Origin of the sequence: Rhizobium sp. WSM4643, from assembly GCF_025152745.1 — a bacterium.
Lineage (GTDB): Bacteria > Pseudomonadota > Alphaproteobacteria > Rhizobiales > Rhizobiaceae > Rhizobium > Rhizobium leguminosarum_I.
Genome location: NZ_CP104040.1, coordinates 1217397 through 1235716, shown reverse-complemented (window position 1 = coordinate 1235716; position 18320 = coordinate 1217397). Strand labels below are relative to the sequence as shown.

General features: G+C 59.6%; 17 protein-coding genes and 1 tRNA gene. 4 read left to right on the top strand and 14 right to left on the bottom strand.

What is annotated here, in order from left to right:
- Window positions 1-29 precede the first annotated feature (29 nt).
- The 8 genes from era to rpoZ form a co-directional block, all read right to left on the bottom strand.
- Window positions 30-971, bottom strand: coding sequence for a GTPase Era (gene era, locus N1937_RS06335; RefSeq protein ID WP_017963666.1), 942 nt, complete (start codon window positions 969-971; stop codon window positions 30-32).
- Between the two features lie 7 nt (window positions 972-978).
- Complete coding sequence (rnc, locus tag N1937_RS06330; protein WP_260057942.1) at window positions 979-1698, bottom strand: ribonuclease III; 720 nt, start codon at window positions 1696-1698, stop codon at window positions 979-981.
- A complete protein-coding gene (gene lepB, locus N1937_RS06325; RefSeq protein ID WP_131702305.1) occupies window positions 1695-2438 on the bottom strand; it encodes a signal peptidase I in 744 nt (247 codons plus the stop codon). Before lepB ends, rnc begins: the two co-directional genes overlap by 4 nt.
- 136 nt (window positions 2439-2574) lie before the next feature.
- Window positions 2575-2979 (bottom strand): holo-ACP synthase, encoded by a 405-nt coding sequence (gene acpS, locus N1937_RS06320; protein WP_170261300.1) that lies wholly within the window; start codon window positions 2977-2979, stop codon window positions 2575-2577.
- A gap of 37 nt (window positions 2980-3016) precedes the next feature.
- Window positions 3017-3607 (bottom strand): DUF2062 domain-containing protein, encoded by a 591-nt coding sequence (locus N1937_RS06315; protein ID WP_017963663.1) that lies wholly within the window; start codon window positions 3605-3607, stop codon window positions 3017-3019.
- Between the two features lie 161 nt (window positions 3608-3768).
- The gene (locus N1937_RS06310; protein ID WP_003558084.1) at window positions 3769-3918 is read right to left on the bottom strand and encodes a DUF3563 family protein; all 150 of its coding nucleotides are present in this window, start codon (window positions 3916-3918) and stop codon (window positions 3769-3771) included.
- A gap of 184 nt (window positions 3919-4102) precedes the next feature.
- Window positions 4103-6337 carry a RelA/SpoT family protein gene (locus N1937_RS06305; RefSeq protein WP_017963662.1) on the bottom strand — a complete coding sequence of 745 codons (2235 nt, stop codon included), beginning with the start codon at window positions 6335-6337 and terminating at the stop codon, window positions 4103-4105.
- A 182-nt stretch (window positions 6338-6519) separates the two neighbouring features.
- Window positions 6520-6924 (bottom strand): DNA-directed RNA polymerase subunit omega, encoded by a 405-nt coding sequence (gene rpoZ / locus N1937_RS06300; RefSeq protein WP_017959757.1) that lies wholly within the window; start codon window positions 6922-6924, stop codon window positions 6520-6522.
- A 297-nt stretch (window positions 6925-7221) separates the two neighbouring features.
- Between rpoZ and N1937_RS06295 the strand changes: the two genes are divergently transcribed.
- Window positions 7222-7803 (top strand): LabA-like NYN domain-containing protein, encoded by a 582-nt coding sequence (locus N1937_RS06295; protein WP_003546927.1) that lies wholly within the window; start codon window positions 7222-7224, stop codon window positions 7801-7803.
- A 120-nt stretch (window positions 7804-7923) separates the two neighbouring features.
- Here the strand turns inward: N1937_RS06295 and smpB are convergent, their stop codons facing one another.
- Entirely contained in the window at window positions 7924-8403 is a 480-nt protein-coding gene (gene smpB / locus N1937_RS06290) for an SsrA-binding protein SmpB (protein ID WP_026154084.1), read from the bottom strand.
- A gap of 212 nt (window positions 8404-8615) precedes the next feature.
- On the bottom strand, window positions 8616-9500 hold the full coding sequence (gene dapA, locus N1937_RS06285) for a 4-hydroxy-tetrahydrodipicolinate synthase (RefSeq protein WP_064653990.1): 885 nt from the start codon (window positions 9498-9500) through the stop codon (window positions 8616-8618).
- Window positions 9501-9714: 214 nt separating this feature from the next.
- On the opposite strand from dapA, the gene N1937_RS06280 reads away from it, so the two are divergent.
- Window positions 9715-11790, top strand: coding sequence for a lytic transglycosylase domain-containing protein (locus N1937_RS06280; RefSeq protein WP_170278243.1), 2076 nt, complete (start codon window positions 9715-9717; stop codon window positions 11788-11790).
- 65 nt (window positions 11791-11855) lie between these two features.
- Window positions 11856-12761 carry an alpha/beta fold hydrolase gene (locus tag N1937_RS06275; RefSeq protein ID WP_260057936.1) on the top strand — a complete coding sequence of 302 codons (906 nt, stop codon included), beginning with the start codon at window positions 11856-11858 and terminating at the stop codon, window positions 12759-12761.
- Window positions 12762-12857: 96 nt separating this feature from the next.
- Here the strand turns inward: N1937_RS06275 and N1937_RS06270 are convergent, their stop codons facing one another.
- The 4 genes from N1937_RS06270 to N1937_RS06255 all read right to left on the bottom strand — a co-directional run bounded on the left by N1937_RS06270 (window position 12858) and on the right by N1937_RS06255 (window position 17228).
- Window positions 12858-13880, bottom strand: a complete 1023-nt coding sequence (locus tag N1937_RS06270) for a porin (protein ID WP_260057934.1) — start codon at window positions 13878-13880, stop codon at window positions 12858-12860.
- 569 nt (window positions 13881-14449) lie between these two features.
- Window positions 14450-14540, bottom strand: a tRNA-Ser gene (locus N1937_RS06265).
- 169 nt (window positions 14541-14709) lie between these two features.
- Window positions 14710-15927 carry an NAD(P)/FAD-dependent oxidoreductase gene (locus N1937_RS06260; protein WP_260057933.1) on the bottom strand — a complete coding sequence of 406 codons (1218 nt, stop codon included), beginning with the start codon at window positions 15925-15927 and terminating at the stop codon, window positions 14710-14712.
- A gap of 185 nt (window positions 15928-16112) precedes the next feature.
- Window positions 16113-17228, bottom strand: a complete 1116-nt coding sequence (locus tag N1937_RS06255; protein ID WP_260057932.1) for a Gfo/Idh/MocA family protein — start codon at window positions 17226-17228, stop codon at window positions 16113-16115.
- A gap of 206 nt (window positions 17229-17434) precedes the next feature.
- Here N1937_RS06255 and N1937_RS06250 point away from each other — a divergent pair, with 206 nt between their 5' ends.
- Window positions 17435-18310 carry a MurR/RpiR family transcriptional regulator gene (locus N1937_RS06250; RefSeq protein WP_260057930.1) on the top strand — a complete coding sequence of 292 codons (876 nt, stop codon included), beginning with the start codon at window positions 17435-17437 and terminating at the stop codon, window positions 18308-18310.
- Window positions 18311-18320: the final 10 nt, after the last annotated feature.

Sequence of the window (18320 nt, the reverse complement as noted above, 5' to 3'; positions counted from 1 at the left end):
GCGTCTACCCGGTGACATCCTTGCCATGCTTATTTCGGGAAATCGAGACCCATTTCGCGGAACCGCTCGGGATCATCACCCCAATTCTCGCGAACCTTGACGAACAGAAAGAGATGGACAGGCTGTTCGAGGATCTCCGACAATTCCTTGCGGGACGCAGTCGAGATCGCCTTGATGGTTTCACCACCCTTGCCGAGCGCAATCTTCTTCTGGCTGTCGCGCTCAAGATAGATCACCTGCTCGATCCGCACCGAGCCGTCCTTGCGCTCTTCCCACTTCTCCGTTTCGACATGCGAGGCATAGGGAAGCTCCTGATGCAGGCGCAGAAACAGCTTCTCGCGGGTGATCTCGGCGGCGAGCTGGCGCATCGGCAGATCGGAGATCTGGTCTTCCGGATAATACCACGGCCCCTCCGGGAGCGTTTTTGCCAGATAGTCCATGACGTCGTCGCAGCCGGAGCCGTTTTCGGCGGAGATCATGAAGGTGCGCTCGAAAGCGATCTTCTCGTTGGCGGCGGCGGCCAGTGCCAGCAGATCCTCACGGTTGACGCGGTCGATCTTGTTGAGCAGCAGGATCTTCGGCTGCCGGACTTCCTTGAGGCCTTCGAGGATGGCTTCTGCATCGCCGCGCAGGCCGCGCTCGCTGTCGATCAGCAGCACGATCAGATCGGCATCCCTCGCACCGCCCCAGGCCGAGGTCACCATGGCACGGTCAAGCCGGCGGCGCGGCTTGAAGATACCAGGCGTGTCCATGAAGACGATCTGGGCATTGTCGTGGATCGCGATGCCGCGAACGATGGCCCGCGTCGTCTGCACCTTATGGCTGACGATCGAGACCTTGGCGCCGACGAGGCGGTTCACCAGCGTCGACTTGCCGGCATTGGTCGGCCCGATCAGCGCGACGAAGCCCGAATGCGTCGGACCATTGGTTTCTGCGGCAGCTTCGGCCGCGATATCTTCTTCTTGTGTCATTGTCCCGTCAGTTTCCGGCAGGCGATTGCTGCCAAATGCCTTCGCGCTCAAGCATCTTCGTTGCCGCGACCTGTTCGGCGGCACGCTTCGACCGCTCTACGCCGGTTTCGGGCTTAATGCCAGCAACTTCCACCGTCACCTTGAAGCGCGGATCATGATCCGGTCCGCTGCGTTCATCAACCCGGTAGATTGGCGTGACGCCGAATTTCGCGTGCGACCATTCCTGCAGCTCGGTCTTGGCGTCGCGCTTGGCGCCATCGGCCCGCACCGCCCTGCCCTGCCAGTAACGCAGAATGAACCGGCGGGCAACTTCGAGGCCGCCGTCGAGATAGATCGCGGCGATCAGGCTTTCGACGACGTCGGCGCGCACGTTCATCATGCGCTTGCCGGTCAATTTCTTCACATCGGCGCCGGTGCGGATATAGAGGTGAAGATTGAGCTCGTCGGCGACCGCCGCACAGGTTTCAGCACTGACGAGCTGGTTGAGGCGAACCGAGAGCTCGCCTTCTCCCGCCGTGCCGAAAGTGCGGAACAGAAGCTCGGCGATGCAGAGCCCGAGGACCCTGTCGCCGAGGAATTCCAGCCGTTCGTAATTGCTGCCCTTTTCCGTGCGGGCGCTGGCATGGGTCAGCGCGCGGTCCAGGCGTTCCTTATCAGCGAAGTCATGACCGATCAGGCCTTCAAGCTTTGCGCGTTCCGCCGCAGAAAGCGTCTGCGCCTTATTCATTCAACAACCTTGAATAGGCGGTCCCAACGCATGTTCGTCGGCCACTTCCAGATTTCGCGGAAGGAGGTATCGTTGCCGAGCGAGAAGAAGATGACGCTGGCGCGGCCGACAAGATTTTCCGCAGGCACGAAGCCGACGTCAAAGCGGCTGTCGAGCGAGTTGTCGCGGTTATCGCCCATCATGAAATAGTGGCCTTCCGGCACGATGAACTCGCGGGTATTGTCGCCGCGCGATACCGGAGACTGATCAAGCGTGTCATAGGTCTTGCCGTTGTCGAGCGTTTCGCGGAACACCGGCACATCTGCGCCCGGATCAAGCTTGTAATCCGAGGTGAAGCTGCCGTCCGCCACCTTCGGAACCGGCTTGCCGTTAACGTAGAGCACGCCGTCCGTAACCTGGATATGGTCACCCGGCAGGCCGATGCAGCGCTTGATGTAATCGATCTCGGGGTTTGGCGGGAAGCGGAAGACGACGATGTCGCCACGCTTCGGATCGGCGCCGAACAGGCGGCCGCTGAAGACGTCAGGCGAGAAGGGCAGCGAATATTTCGAATAGCCGTAAGCGAACTTATTGACGAAGATGTAGTCGCCGACGAGCAGCGTCGGCATCATCGAACCGGAGGGAATGGTAAAGGGCTGGAACAGCACCGTACGGATCACCATCGCCAAAATCAGCGCCTGGATGATGACTTTGATATTTTCCCAGAGGGCATTCGGCTTGGCTTCGACTTTTTCGGACACGCAGTCTTATTCCTTCAAGACGCCGCGGCGGCGCAGTTCTTTCTGTCGTTCTCTCTAGCGGCTTCGGTCGGTTGCGGCAATGGCGACAACACCAAAAGCGACGAGAGGTCGCGATCAACAGCTCCCGAGGTCGCGATCAAAGGCTCTCGGGCAACGCCTCGATAATGACGAAGGCCTGCGCCAAGGGATAATCATCCGTTATTGTCAAATGAATGGCGGGCCTGTGGCCCGCGGGCAGCAGCGATTCGAGGATCAGGGCGGCGCCGCCTGATAAAAGCATGGTCGGCTTGCCGCTCGGAAGGTTGACGACGCCCATGTCCTTCCAGAAGACGCCCTGCGCCATGCCGGTGCCGAGCGCCTTGGAACAGGCCTCCTTGGCGGCGAAACGCTTGGCATAGGATGCGGCACGATTTGCCCGGCGGTCAGAACGCGCGCGCTCGATCTCGGTGAAGCAGCGATGGGTGAAGCGCTCGCTGAAGCGCTCGATGGATTTCTCGACACGGCGAATGTCAATCAGATCGCTGCCAATGCCGATGATCATGCGGAACCTTCCGTCGCTTAAGAATTCTCGATCGGGTTCATACGCTTGGCATGTCGCCGGCCGGACTGGCAAGACGCAGGCGCGCCCGCTCCATCAGCCGTATGTGGCGGCGCGTCTGAAAACCCTTCACGGTGTAGAACGTCAGCGCATAGAGCGCAACGGAGGTGATCATCGCCGGCGGAATGGCGCCGACCAGCATCGGCTCCAGCACCGGCTTCCACAGCTCAGCGAAGTTCAGCTTGTGAAAAAGGGCAGCGAGATCCACCGTCTGACCGGCCAGATGATCCTCGCGGTTCAACAGCAAATGCCCGATTTCCCAGGTGATGCCCCAGATGAAGGGATAGGTCAGCGGATTGCCGAAAGCGGCGCAACCGAGGGCGGCGGCCACCATGCTGCCGGAGAGGAAATAGGTGATGACGAAAGCCATGACAAAATGCACGCCGATGAAAGGCGTCCACGAGACGAAGACACCCGCAGCGACGCCGGCGGCAACCGCATGCGGCGAAGCGCTCAGGCGCAGGATGCGCATTGTCAGGTAACGGATCGGGCGAAGGAAACCTTTGCGAGGCCATAAAAGCTCCCGCATCTTTTCCTTGAATCCTGCAGGCTTGCGACGGCGAAACAACATGGCCGGTATTTAGTGCAGCGCACACCACCATGACAAGAGCGGCAAATTATACCGCTCAAAAAACCACCCCTCATTTCTCTCTGCGAAGAGGAGCTTCTTCATGCCGAGGGGCGTCCGTTATGCATAACGTCCCTCACTCGTCTCAAGTATAAAGTTCGGTATCAGCGATTGCGGAACAGACCGCGGTCGACCTGGCGCTGACGAAACTCGAGATCAATACGATCGAGCGAGCCGTTCAAATAAGCCATTTCACGTTCCTGTGTGGTCGGAGCGCGGAAGGCACGTGCGAATTTCTTGATAGGGTCAAACATTATCTTGTCTCATCTTCTGTTTACGTTTCGATGACCAGAAGATAGGCCCGAAAGAGGTTAATTACCACCGCCGCAACATGGACGCAGCCATGCACTCAACGCATCTCTTGCCCCGTTGATGCGCCGCTCCGATTATAAAATGTGCAATTTTTCGGCCAACCCTCTGGGGCGGCTTAACAAAAGCTTACTCGTAGAGGCGCCGGACCGTGGCGATACAATCCAGTTCCTTCATCTGGGCGAGCAACTGGTTGAGCTGACGCAGGTCCCAGACCTCGACCTCGATCATCATTTCGGTGAAATCGGCGGCTACCCGCACCGTATTCAGCAAGCGGATATTGACGTCGAGGCCTGCAACCGTCTGTGCGACCTTGGCAAGCGTACCGGGTTCATTCAACCCATTCACCATGATGCGCGCCATGAAACGCGACTTGTTGGCTTCGTCGAGGTCCCAGCGCACGTCGATCCAGCGGTCGGGCTGATCGTCGAAGCGCTGCAGGCTCGGCGACTGGATCGGATAGATGGTGATACCCTTGCCCTGATCCATGATGCCGACGATGCGATCACCGGGCACGGCGCCGGTCGGCGCGAACTTGACGTCGACATTGCCGGACAGGCCGCGGATCGGCCCGATATCGGCATCGGCGTCGATTTCCGAATGGCCGCCGTCGTGCCCTGTCTTGGTCTTGCCGGGGATCTTGAAGATCATGCCGGCGGCGCTGCGAACGTTGAACCAGCCGTCATCGCCCGACGGCTTCACGGTGACGCGCTCATCTTGATGATCGGGATAGACGGCGCGCAACACGTCGAGCGAGGACATCTCGCCGCGGCCGACGGCGGCGATCGCATCCTCGACATCCTTCTGGCCGAGACGGGGCAGCGCCGGCTTCATCGCCTCGCGCGAGAAGATCTTGCCGGCCCTATTGAAAGTGCGCTCGAGAATGCGGTGGCCGAGGCCGGCATATTGCTTGCGGATCGCCATGCGAGTGGCGCGGCGGATGGCGGCGCGCGCCTTGCCGGTCACGACGATCTCCTCCCAGGCGGCGGGCGGAACCTGCACGCCGGAGCGGATGATCTCGACCTCGTCCCCATTTGCAAGCCGCGTCACCAGCGGCATGATACGGCCGTTGATCTTGGCGCCCACCGTGGTATCGCCGATATTGGTGTGCACCGCATAAGCGAAATCGATCGGGGTGGCACCGCGCGGCAGGGCAATCAACTTGCCCTTCGGCGTGAAGCAGAAAACCTGGTCCTGGAAGAGTTCGAGCTTGGTGTGTTCGAGGAACTCTTCCGGGCTGTCGCCCTCGGCCAGGGCCTCGATCGTATGACGCAGCCAGGAATAGGCATTGGATTCGCGGGACAGGATATCGCCATCGGCATTGGTGGCGCCGTCCTTATAGAGCGTGTGGGCGGCGATGCCGAATTCGGCGATTTCGTGCATGCGCTTGGTGCGGATCTGCAGTTCGATGCGCTGGCTGGAGGGGCCGACGATGGTGGTGTGCAGCGAACGGTAATCGTTCTGCTTCGGCGTCGAGATATAGTCCTTGAAGCGGCCGGGCACGACGCGCCAGCGCGTGTGGACGATGCCGAGCGCCCGGTAACAGGACGGGATGTCCTCGACGATCAGGCGGAAGCCGTAGACATCGGAAAGCTGTTCGAAGGAAAGCGACTTCGACTGCATTTTGCGGAAGACCGAATAGGGCTTCTTCTGCCGGCCCGTGACATAAGCGCTCGTCAGGCCGCTTGCGACCAGAAGGTCGCGCAGTTCGGCCTCGATCTTCTTGACGATGCCCTCGTTGCGCTTCGAAAGCTCTTCCAGCCTTTTGGTGACGGTCTCGTAGGCTTCCGGGTTCATATGGCGGAAGGAGAGTTCCTCGAGTTCCTCGCGCATGTCCTGCATGCCCATGCGGCCGGCGAGCGGCGCATAGATTTCCATCGTCTCCTCGGAGATGCGGGCACGCTTGTCGGCCGACATGTGATCGAGGGTGCGCATATTGTGCAGGCGATCGGCAAGCTTGACGAGCAGCACGCGCACATCGTCTGATATGGCGAGCAGCAGCTTGCGCAGGTTTTCCGCCTGCTTGGCCTTTTTGGTGACGAGATCGAGCTTCTTGATCTTCGTCAGACCCTCGACCAGCCGGCCGATATCCTCGCCGAACAGCTCGTCGATCTCGGCGCGCGTCGCCGTCGTATCCTCGATCGTATCGTGCAGAAGGGCGACCGCAATCGTCGATTCATCGAGATGCATGTCGGTGAGAATCGCAGCGACCTCGAGCGGATGGGAAATATAGGGATCGCCGCTCGCGCGCTTTTGCTGGCCATGCTTCTGCATGGCATAGACATAGGCTTTGTTCAGCAGTGCTTCATTGGCATCGGGCTTGTATTGCTGAACCCGCTCCACGAGCTCGTACTGCCGCATCATTCCAAAGCCACTCCGATAAAAATAAAAGCGCGCCAATCAACGATTGGCGCACACATGGGCAATAATATGCCTAAGCAATAAAGGTGCAAGATTGACGATTGGTAATCGTCGCTCTTTTGCGTCGCATGCCGCTTTTTCCGGATCGCATCTGACCGACGCGACCGGAGATCCCGCCTGCGCGCTTAGTAGTCGTCGCTCTTTTCCGGCGGCACGAGGCCTTCGATGCCGGCAAGCAGCTCTTCTTCCGACATCTGGTCGAAAGTGATCGTCTCCGGCACGTCGTCCTGCTCTTCGCTGTCGGCCGCAGTGGCACCGCCGGCGGCGATCATGCTTGCCGGATCGGGCTCGGGCTCGTCGACTTCGACATGCTTCTGCAGCGAATGGATCAGATCTTCCTTGAGGTCGTCGGGCGAAAGCGTCTCGTCGGCGATTTCGCGCAGGGCCACCACAGGATTCTTGTCGTTGTCGCGATCGATGGTGATCGAGGCACCCTGGGAAATCAGCCGGGCGCGGTGGCTGGCGAGCAGAACCAGCTCGAAGCGGTTCTCCACCTTGTCGATGCAATCTTCAACTGTGACACGGGCCATTGCCTGTCCTTTACGGTCGTCATTTCGGGATTAACACGCCCGATACAATTAAAACCGGGCAAATACAAGTTTTTCATTCCGCCTCCCCTCGCCTTTATCCGTGGCTGAGCTAAATTTCCATGGAGAATGTCATAATTCCACCGAAGGTTGCTTGGAATATGTCGAATCGTGCCCTAAATCTTTCATATATGAATAATTCATAAAGTAAGGATCAGGTCGAAATTGAGACACAAGATATTGTTTTTATTGAGGTTTGTTGCCTTCTGATTTCGATTGCTCTCATTGGATTGGTAAGCGATGTTTGACCCACGCGAGAAAATTGCACTCTTCATTGACGGCGCCAACCTCTACGCTGCATCCAAGAGCCTCGGCTTTGACATAGATTACCGCAAGCTCCTGAAAGCATTCCAGAAGCGCGGATATCTGCTGCGTGCCTATTATTATACCGCTCTGATCGAGGATCAGGAATATTCATCGATCCGGCCGCTGATCGACTGGCTCGACTATAACGGCTACAAAGTCGTCACCAAGCCCGCCAAGGAATTCACGGATTCCATGGGTCGCCGAAAGATCAAGGGCAACATGGACATCGAGCTTGCGATCGACGCCATGGAACAGTCCGAAACGGTCGATCACCTCGTCATCTTCTCGGGCGACGGCGACTTCACGAACCTGGTCGAGGCATTGCAGCGCAGAGGCCGCAAGGTCTCGGTGATCTCAACCATGGCGACGCAGCCGCCGATGATCGCCGACGACTTGCGCCGTCAGGCCGATCATTTTATCGACCTCTTGTCTCTGAAGGCTGAAATCGGTCGCGATCCCTCGGAGCGGGCGCCACGCCCGGCCGAAGTCGCCCCGGCCAGCGATTTCGAGGACTAAGCGGGTTTTACACTTCGAAGCCGACTGGCTCGTCAAAGCGCGGCCGGCTTCTGGTGCGCCCTTCAAAGCAAGTGATGAAAACCTGGCAGATGGCGACCATTGCCAGCCGTCGTCATACGGTCAGCCTCTATCCTTCAGCAGGCGGCTCTTCTGCCGATTCCAATCGCGTTCCTTCTCCGACTCGCGCTTGTCGTGCAATTTCTTACCCTTGGCGAGCGCCAGTTCCATCTTCGCCCGACCACGGTCGTTGAAATAGATCTTCAGCGGGATCAGCGTCATGCCTTCGCGGTTGATGGCTGAGCGCAGGCGATGGATTTCACGGCCCGACAGCAGCAGCTTGCGGCGCCGGCGCGGTTCGTGATTGAAGCGGTTGGCCTGCAGATATTCCGGCAGGTAGGAATTGATCAGCCAGATCTCACCGCCCTCATCCGAGGCGTAGGATTCGGCGATATTGGCCTTGCCTTCGCGCAGCGACTTGACCTCCGTGCCCATCAGCACGAGGCCGGCCTCGTAGGTATCGATGATCTCGTAGTTGAAGCGGGCCTTGCGGTTTTCCGCCACAACCTTGTTCACTACACGCTGGCTGCCTTTGGGGGCCATGACGATATTCCAATTGCTTCCGAGCATGATGCCGAAAAGTGTGAGCGGTTTTCGGGTGCCATCATGCTCTGTTTCTTTGATGTAGATCCGGATTCAGATTTCAGGCCAGTCAGGCCTAAAATCATCCGGATCTACGGCGCGAAAAGCCGCGCCCTCATTCCTTGCCCTTTATGTAAGGGAGAGACCCTGTCTTGTGAAGAAGGCCGGTCTCGTCAGTTCAACAGGCCGGCATGGCGCATGGCGGCGTCGATGGCCGATTCCGTTGCCGGTTCCAGCGTCGAAAGCAGCGGCGAGCGGACGTTACGGCTCATCCGGCCAAGCTTGGAGAGCCCGTATTTGGCGCCGCAAAGACCCGGCTCAAGGAAAATCGCCTTGTGCAGCGGCATCAGCCGATCCTGATATTCCAACGCGCGGGCATAATCGCCTGCCAGCGTCGCCGCCTGGAAATCGGCGCAGAGGCGTGGCGCGACATTGGCCGTTACCGAAATACAGCCGACACCGCCATGGGCGTTGAAGCCCAGCGCCGTCGCATCCTCGCCGGACAGTTGCCGGAAATCCGTCCCGCAGGTGATGCGCTGTTCCGAAACGCGCTCGATCTTGCCCGTCGCATCCTTGACGCCAACGATATTCCTGTGCGCCTTGGCGAGCGCACCCATCGTTTCCGGCGTCATATCGACCACCGAGCGGCCGGGGATGTTATAGATATAGATCGGCAGATCGACGGCTTCGGCGATGGCCGAAAAATGCGCAATCAAACCCTTCTGCGTCGGCTTGTTGTAATAGGGAGTGACGACCAGAACGGCGTTCGCACCGACCTTTTCGGCATGCTGGGCAAGCTCGATCGCCTCCCGCGTATTGTTCGAGCCGGCGCCAGCCATGACGGGAACGCGTTTTGCGGCAACCTCGATGCAGAGTTCCACGACCCGTTTGTGTTCGGCATGCGACAGCGTCGGGGATTCGCCCGTCGTGCCGACCGGAACGAGACCACCGCTGCCTTCCTTGATCTGCCAGTCGACATGAGCGGCGAAGCTGTCTTCGTCGATCAGTCCGGCATCGGTGAAGGGGGTGACGAGGGCGGGAATGGACCCATTGAACATGCAAAGCTCCTCACGACCAAATCCTTGCTTCGGCCGCATTCCATGAATAAGAGTTGCGCACCATAGAGCGCCGAAATCATCGCGACAAGCGCGTAGAGTTCGGTTTAGGGCAAATTCCGATAGCAGATGTGAACGAATTTTACCTGGTACGGTAAGGTTTCGTTAAGATGCCTCTAGCCTAATGGCAGGGCGTGTTTTCGTTGCGAGATCCCGGATGAAGAAAGCTGTCCTGATTCTGTCCGCCTTCGGCTTCATTGCCGCTGCGTGGGGCAGCTTTGCGTCGCCGCTTCCCGGCGAGAGCCCTTCGATGCCTGAGGTCAAGCCGCTCGGCTTCATTCCCGAGACATCCATACCGGAATCGATCACAACGGGTGCCATTCCGCACAACCCGGCAATCGCGCCTGTCAACGGCGACCTGAAAGCCGGCCTCGATGCGCTTTCCGACAAGGACCCGCAGCTGGCGCTTTCGATCCGTGACGGCATGCGCGACGCGACGCTCGACCGCCATATCCTCACCTGGGCGATTGCCGTTTCCGGATTGAAGGGCGTTCCCTCCTATGAAATCGCCAGCGCCGCGCAGGAGCTCAAGGGGTGGCCGGGCCTTTCGCGGCTGCGCGCCTATTCCGAGCGCGCGCTCTATGACGAAAATCCCGCCCCTCCCGCCATACTTGCCGCCTTCGGCGATACCGCGCCTGAGACGATGCAGGGTACGGTCATCCTCGGCCGGGCGCTGGTTGCATCAGGCGGCCAAGCGCAAGCGGCAAAATATATTCGCAAGGTCTGGCGTGGAGAGGCTCTCGACAAGGCGACCGAGGACAAGATCCTCATCGAGTTTTCCGCGCTGTTGACACCCGCCGACCACAAGGCGCGGATGGACTATCTGATGTATCGCGGCCGTGTGGCGCAGGCCAAGCGCTTCGGCGATATGGGCCAGGCACAATCGCTCTACAAGGCCTGGGCTGCGGTCGACGCCAAAGCGGCCAACGCCAGCGCTTTGCTCAACGCCGTCGATGCGAAGTGGCGCACCGATGCCGGCCTGCTGTTTGCGCGGATCGAATATCTGCGCAAACAGGACAAATATGCCGAGGCGGCAGCACTTCTGGAGCAAATGCCGCCCGAGCGCAGCGAACTGGTCAACTCCGGCGAATGGTGGAACGAGCAACGCATCGTCAGCCGTGGTCTCGTCGACCAGGGACAATTCAAGCCTGCCTATCGCATCGTCGCAAACTACGCCGCAACGAGCCCGACGGATATCGTCGAGGCTGAATTCCATGCCGGATGGTACGCGCTTCGCGGCCTGCAGGAGCCGGCAACGGCGGAAACACATTTCCGCAAGATCCTCGAGACATCAAACGGGCCGATCTCGGTTTCACGCGCCTGGTACTGGCTGGGACGGGCAGCCGAAGCCGGCGGCCCCGGGAAATCCAGCGAATTCTATACAAAGGCCGCGAATTTTCCCGGCACCTTCTATGGCCAGCTCGCGGCCGAAAGGCTGGGGCGAAAGACGCTTAATGTCACCTATCCGTCGCCGAGCACTGCCGACCGGCAACGCTTCCAGGCACGCGAAGCCGTGCAGGCGATCGCCCGGCTGGAGGCCGCAGGTCATGGATGGCGGGCCGATATTCTCTATCTCGCGCTTGCCGATCAGTTGCAGAGCCCGGGCGAATTGGCTGTCCTTGCGGCACAGGCCGAGCAATCCGGCGATCATCATCTCTCGCTGCAGATCGGCAAAATCGCGTATGGACGCGGCATCGATGTCGCGGCGCTCGCCTTTCCGGTCGGCGTGATCCCGGCGAACGCCAATATATCAGGCTCCGGCAAGGCGCTCGCCTATGCCATCGCCCGGCAGGAAAGCGCCTTCAACCCGGCCGCCGTGTCGGCGGCCAATGCACGCGGCCTGCTGCAGCTTCTGCCGGGGACGGCCCAGGCGGTGGCCAAGCGCCACAACATCGCCTATTCGAAGGACAAGCTGACGGCCGATGCCGGTTATAATGCGACGCTTGGTGCGCATTATCTCGGCGAGCAAATCGACGCCTTCGGCGGCTCCTATATCCTCACCTTCATTGCCTACAATGCCGGGCCGAAGCGAGTACCGGAATGGATCGGCCGTTACGGCGATCCGCGCGGCAGGCCGATTGACGAGATCGTCGACTGGATCGAGCGCATCCCCTTCCCCGAAACGCGCAACTATGTGCAGCGGGTGATGGAGAATTACGAGGTCTACAAAGCCCGTCTCGGACAGCCGACCGACATCGAGCGTGACCTCATCGGCGGACGCAGCGCTTCCTGAAGCCGTTTGGCGCGGCTCGAAAAGCAAGCTACATCTGCGGGATCAAACAGGCCTCGGGGGATGCGATGCCGGATACGGATGCGGTTGGTTTCCAGGAACGATTTTACACGTCTGCCGATGGGCTGAGGCTTTATGCCCGCGACTACCGGCCCGACGGGGCGGCAAGCCCCGGACGGCTGCCGGTGATCTGCCTGCCAGGCCTGACCCGCAATACGCGGGATTTTCATCCGCTGGCGCTGCTTCTTTCCCGCGACACGACGGCGCCACGCAGGGTGATTGCGCTCGATTCGCGCGGGCGGGGGAATTCGGCTTGGGATGAGAACAAGGCGAACTACAATCTCGCCATCGAGGCCGGCGACGTCATCGCCGCCTGCGCGGCGCTCGGCATCGAGCGGGCGATCTTCATCGGCACGTCGCGAGGCGGGCTAATCCTGCACCTGATCGCGGCGACACGGCCGGATCTTCTCGAAGCCGTCATCCTCAACGATATCGGGCCTGCGCTTGAGGCTGAGGGTCTGGCGAGAATTCGCGACTACCTCAACAGCGGCAGGAAGCCGGGGGACTGGAACGAGGCGGCCGTTATATTGAAGGAAAATCATGGCGCTTCATTTACCACGCTTGCAGAAGAAGATTGGCACGAGATGGCGCTTGCCCTCTATCGGGATATCGATGGAAGACCTGTCGCCGATTTCGATCCGGCGATCGCGGAGGCACTGAAATCGGTCGATTTCAGCCAGCCGATGCCCGATCTCTGGGAGCAATTCGACCGCTTGAGCCGATTTCCACTAATGCTGATCCGCGGCGAAAATACGTCTCTGCTTTCAAAGGAGACCGCCGATGAAATGGCGCGCCGGCATCCGAGGTTGATCCTGCATGCTGCCGATGGACAGGGACACGCACCCCTTCTGCATCACGCCGGTACTCCCGCAGCGATTGGAGCATTTCTCGCCACCTGCGGATTGCCTGATTGACGCCGGACATCCGGCACCTATCCCTGCCATTTGTCGAAATACAAAAAAGCCCGGCTCAAGAGCCGGGCTTTCCTGATTGACCGAAGTCAGATCAGATTAGAACGAACGCTGCAGGCGGAAGTAGCCCGAAGTTGTGTCGTCACCATCATCCGGATCGAGGTACTGAACCGAAGCCTTGGCGTAGAAGTTGTCGACGATCTGGTAATCAACCGTCAGACCGACCTTCCAGGCATCGCCGAGACCGTCGAAGTCATCCGGAACGACCTTGGAGCCGCCGAAGTAGTTGCCGTAGTACTGAACGGCCGGGGTGATCTTCAGCTTGTCGGTTGCCTTGATTGCGTATTCGGCAGCCACAGCCCATTCAGCCGAGGAGTAGTAGGAGTTCGGGCCGGAAGAGTATACGCCGGCGAGGCCGAGCGTGCCGGGGCCGATGTCAACCGTACCCATTGCACGGACAGCACCGTCTTCGTTGTCGACGTCGTAGCCCGCAGTGACCTGGTAGCTGAATGCGCCGGCCTTGCCGCCGAGACCGACAGCAACGCCAACGTTGTTGGCTTCTTCGCCGGCCTTGTAAACGCCGTCTTCCAGTTCGTCGACGCTGATGCCAGCGTAGAAATCGCTGGTTTCATACTGATAGCGGATCGAGTTGTGGAGCGTTACGACCGAACCGATGTCGTCGGTTTCGCCAGAGAGACCATCGTCCCACCAGCTGTAGAACAGACCGGCGCGGAAGCCGGCAACGTCGAGGTAAGCGGAGTCGAGCTTGGAAGTCTGATCGGTGGCATTGTCAGCATTGAACTGCATGACGATGACGCCGGTCAGCGGACCGTACTCGGTGTCGCTCTTGGCCGTGAACTGAACCTGACCGCGGGTCGTTGCATCCCAATCCGAATCGCCGCCGACGTCGTCAGCAACGTTAACCTGGAAACGGATGTAGCCGTTGATCTTGAGGCAGGTTTCGGTGCCCGGGATGTAGAAGTAGCCGGTGCCGTAAGCGTCGCAGACGCGAACATATTCAACCGGTTCCGGTTCGGCAGCAACGATAGCGTCAGCAGCCTGAGCACCGGAAACTACTGCGAGAGCAGCAGCGGAGCCGAGAAGAAGGCTCTTGATGTTCATAAATGACCTCCAATTCAAAGTTTCGATCGGGTTTGGGATCTTTCGCTGAGCAGCGTTCCCTGCCCCATCCCCGTGTTTCAAGAAGTGGACGATCAGTCGCCCTTGCTTCCGACGCTGAAAATACAAGACGGGAGCCGTCACGCAATCACCAACTTACTCGGACAGGGGGTTTGGCGGAGCCTTCCCGAGATCCTGTTGCTGAAAGGACACAAGTTGGGCATCCGGCCTCGATTTCCTTTATGCTTTGTTAAGAAAACCCTGATTTTGCGGCTGCTTAGGTCGGGTTAACAAAGAATTGGACATACGTTTTGCGACACATTCGTGACACTTTTTTGACAAAATCCAGGCCTTGCGGGGAATATCAGGATTGTCGGAAGCGTAACCGGACATGCACCGATCCGCTTTTACCAGCTGCCGGGCATGAGCGCGGGAGGTGATTCCCGCAAACCGATTCTCTCGCTTCAGGGCGGGAGAGATTTTCTCATTCGTGCGGCCCTAGACCTAGCCGACTAAGCGAATGTGATTCTCTGGCAGAAACTAAAGATCGACAGCCGCTCAGGAAATCAGAATGGCGGAGAAGATGGGATTCGAACCCACGATACGCTTTTGACGTATACTCCCTTAGCAGGGGAGCGCCTTCGACCACTCGGCCACCTCTCCGGTGCGGCCTAACTATGGCGACCGGTCTGTGAATGCAAGGGTTTTTTGAGCTTTCACCAGAAGAAATGCAGCGAGCGGCAATTCGGCTGGTTGCGCAAATAGGCCTCGCCTCCTGCCGAGATCCGCGGAATTTGATCGCGCTTCGTTCTCTTCGATGAGGAGGCCGATCTCAGCCGAGCAGGCTCTTAAGGTCAGCAGAAGGGTCGGCGAGAATCAACTTGTCGGGATTGGTCCCGGATTCCAGCAGTTTTTTGCCGGTCACATAGGCTTTCGCGTCGTTGATCGCATCGACGGCGATCAGCACGCCGTTCCGGAAGTACCAGACCGAATGTGCGCCTTCGCGGGTGCCGGGACGCAGCAGCGTCTCGTCATAACCGAGATTGAAGCCGGCAATCTGCAGCTTGACGTCATATTGGTCGGACCAGAACCACGGCTTCGGCGCATAAGGCTCGTTGCCGCCGGCGATGACGGCTGCCGCTGCTTCGGCCTGGTCGACGGCGTTCTGCACCGATTCGAGCCTGATGCGGCCGCCCTGCCAGGGAAGTGCGGCGCAATCGCCGGCCGCAAAGATCGCCGGATCGGAGGTGCGGGCGAATTCGTCGACGACAATGCCGTTGGCGACTTCGAGGCCGGCTTCCTTGGCAAGCTGGTCGTTCGGCGCGACGCCGATGCCGACGACGGCGAAATCGAGGTCGATGACCGATCCGTCGGAAAGTGCGGCGCCGGTGACGCGGCCATCCTTGCCGATCAAATGCTTGAGCCCTGTCTTCTCGCGGATCACCACCTCATGTGTCTCGTGGATCGCGCGCATGATGTCGGCCGTCTCCTTCGCCGCGACGCGCTGCAGGATGCGGTCGGCCATCTCGATGACGGTGACTTCCAGGCCGCGATGGCGGGCAACGGCCGCCGCCTCGAGACCGATATAACCGCCGCCGATGATGAGGACGCGGCGACCGGGACGCATCTCGTCGGCAAGCAGGTCGGCATCGCGCTTGTCGCGGGCGACATAGACGCCTTCGAGATCGCCGCCGATCGCGGCCGGCAGCCGGCGCGGCGTCGAACCGGTGGTCAGCGCCAGCGTGCCGTAATCGAGAACAGAGCCGTCCTGCAGCAGAACCTGCTTGCTGTCCGGTTTGATCTGCTCGGCCCAGGTTGAACGGCGAAGATCGACGTCATTGTCTGCATACCAGTGCTCGGCGCGGAACAGCAGGCGGTCGAAGGCCATTTCACCGAGCAGGTATTTCTTTGACAGTGGCGGACGCTGATAGGGAGCGACCTCCTCGGCGCCGAGGAGGGTGATCGGGCGCGCATCCTTCAACGCACGCAGCTTGGCCGCCAATGCGAAACCGGCCTGTCCCGCGCCGATGATCACCAGTCTATCCGTCACGATCTCACTCCTGAAGCTGCGCCCGACACCCACGCCAAGGCCTGTCCCGTAAAGCGCCGCGCATCTTTCAGACACGCAAAGGACGCTGTCGCATTTTGAGTTTCTGCATAATCCCTGAAATCGATCCCGATTTCAGGAATTATGCGGTAGCCCGTGCGCCGTCAACGGAAAGCGGCCTCTTACATTCAGCCGATCTCGATCCAGCGGCGCTCGTGGAAGGACTGTGCCATGGCATGCACCGACTTCTCTATCCTGAGACCGTCTTCGAATGTCACGATCGACGACGGCTCGCCTGATATTGCCCGGATCAGCTCGCGGCATTCGATGACCTTCAGATCGTTGAAGCCGAGGCCGTGGCCTGGTGCCGGAATGAACCGATCATAAGGCCGATGGGCAGGTGCCGCCAGTATCTTGCGGAAGCCCTGTTCGGAGCCGCGGCCGTCGGCCTGATAGAGTTCGAATTCGTTCATGCGCTCCTGGTCGTAGACGATCGAGCCTTTCGAGCCGAAAATCTGCAGGGCGATGCGGCCCTTACGGCCCCAGGCGGCGCGATTCGCCATCAACACGGCGGAGATGCCGCCGCCAAGCCGCATCAGCACGTTGGCGCCATCGTGGTTTTCGACGGCACGGCGGCCACCCTCGCTCAGCGGGCGGTCGGCATAGGGTTTTACCATATCCGTTATGACGGCCTCGACATGGCCGAAGAGATACCAGAGCAGTGACAGCGGGTGGACGGCGAAGTCGTCGAGCGCGCCGTAGCCGGCGGAAAGCTCGCTCTTCCAATAAAAGAAGACATCGGCATCGGCCATGAAATCCTCATCCATCTCGACGCGGATATGATTGACCGTGCCGATGGCGCCTTCGCCAATCAGCGTCCTGATATGCCGCATGACGGGATTCTGAATATAATTATAGCCAAGGGCGGCAACCTTGCCGGATCGCTTCGCCGTTTCCAGCATGCGCTCGGCATCGGCATAGGCCGGCGCCATGGGTTTTTCGCACCAGACATGCTTGCCGGCCTCGATGGCTGCAATCGCCATCTCGGGGTGAAACTGATTGGGCGTGGTGACGGAGACCACGTCGACCTCGGGGTCGGCGATCAGCGCCCGCCAGTCGGCCGTCGCCTTCTCGAAACCGAATTCACCGGCACGAGTCTTAGCAAGCTCGGCATTGGCTTCCGCCAGATGCACAAGACGCGGACGCTCGACATCGCCGAACACCGTCTTTACCGCATTCCACGCCAGCGCATGGCACTTGCCCATATAACCAGTGCCGATCAAACCGATGCCGAGTGGCTTCATTTCCGTCTCCTCCAGAGCTGTGCGCGGATTTTTGGAATATTTGGATCATTTTGACAAGGACCTGCTCGCAGGCATTTCTACGCCCTTCCCGAGCAGATTGTTTAAAAGCCTTCAATTACAGGGGATTAAAAACAATTGGCCGTGTCGTTTGAAATCGTTTATGTTCGATAATATGGAATGTTTGTTTCATCTCGTGAGCCGTAAGCATGGATAACGATCCCCAGAGGCACGCGCGTGTGCCGCGCGATTTCGAAAGCCTGCGTAGCGCCATCATCGAGCGCAAGGCGAGCATGCCGAAGCGGCTGGCGCAGGTCGCTGCCTTCGCGCTCGGCAATCCCGACGAAATCGCCTTCGGAACGACGGCAAGCATCGCGGCAGCCTCCGACGTCCAGCCCTCGACGCTGGTGCGCTTGGCGCATCATCTGGGTTATGGAGGCTTTTCCGACCTGCAGAGCATCTTTCGCGAAAGATTGCGGGACCGGACGCTGAGCTACGAAGAGCGCCTCGTCACGCTCGAGCAATCGAACGGCGACGATGAGGACGCCAATCTGCTCTCCGGCTTCATTGCCGCGGCAAACCAGTCGGTCAATCGGCTGGCGGCGACGGTGCAGAGCGATACTTTCACCAAAGCGGTGAATATCCTTGCTAACGCCGAAACGATCTATCTGATCGCCAAACGGCGCTCTTACCCTTTGACGGCGCACATGACCTACGCTTTTTCCAAGCTCAACATCCGCCACCAGATCGTCGCCTCACCGAACGGCGTCGACCCTGAAATGGTCCAGTTCGCATCACCGAAGGACGCAGCGATCGCGGCGAGCTTCTCGCCCTATGCGGCCGACAGCCTTAGCCAGAGTCAGGAGCTTGCCGACCGCGGCGTCCCCGTCATTGCGATCACCGATTCGGCCTTTTCGCCGCTTGCCGCCTGCGCCACACACTGGTTCGAGGTGGCGGAGGCCGATTTCGCCGGCTTCCGCTCGCTTTCGGCCTCGATGGCGCTCACTATGGCACTGCCGGTTGCAATCGCCGAGCGGCGGCGCAAGCGTCAGCAGTCAAAACCTGTAAAAGGCAAAATGGAATAAACATTCCGAA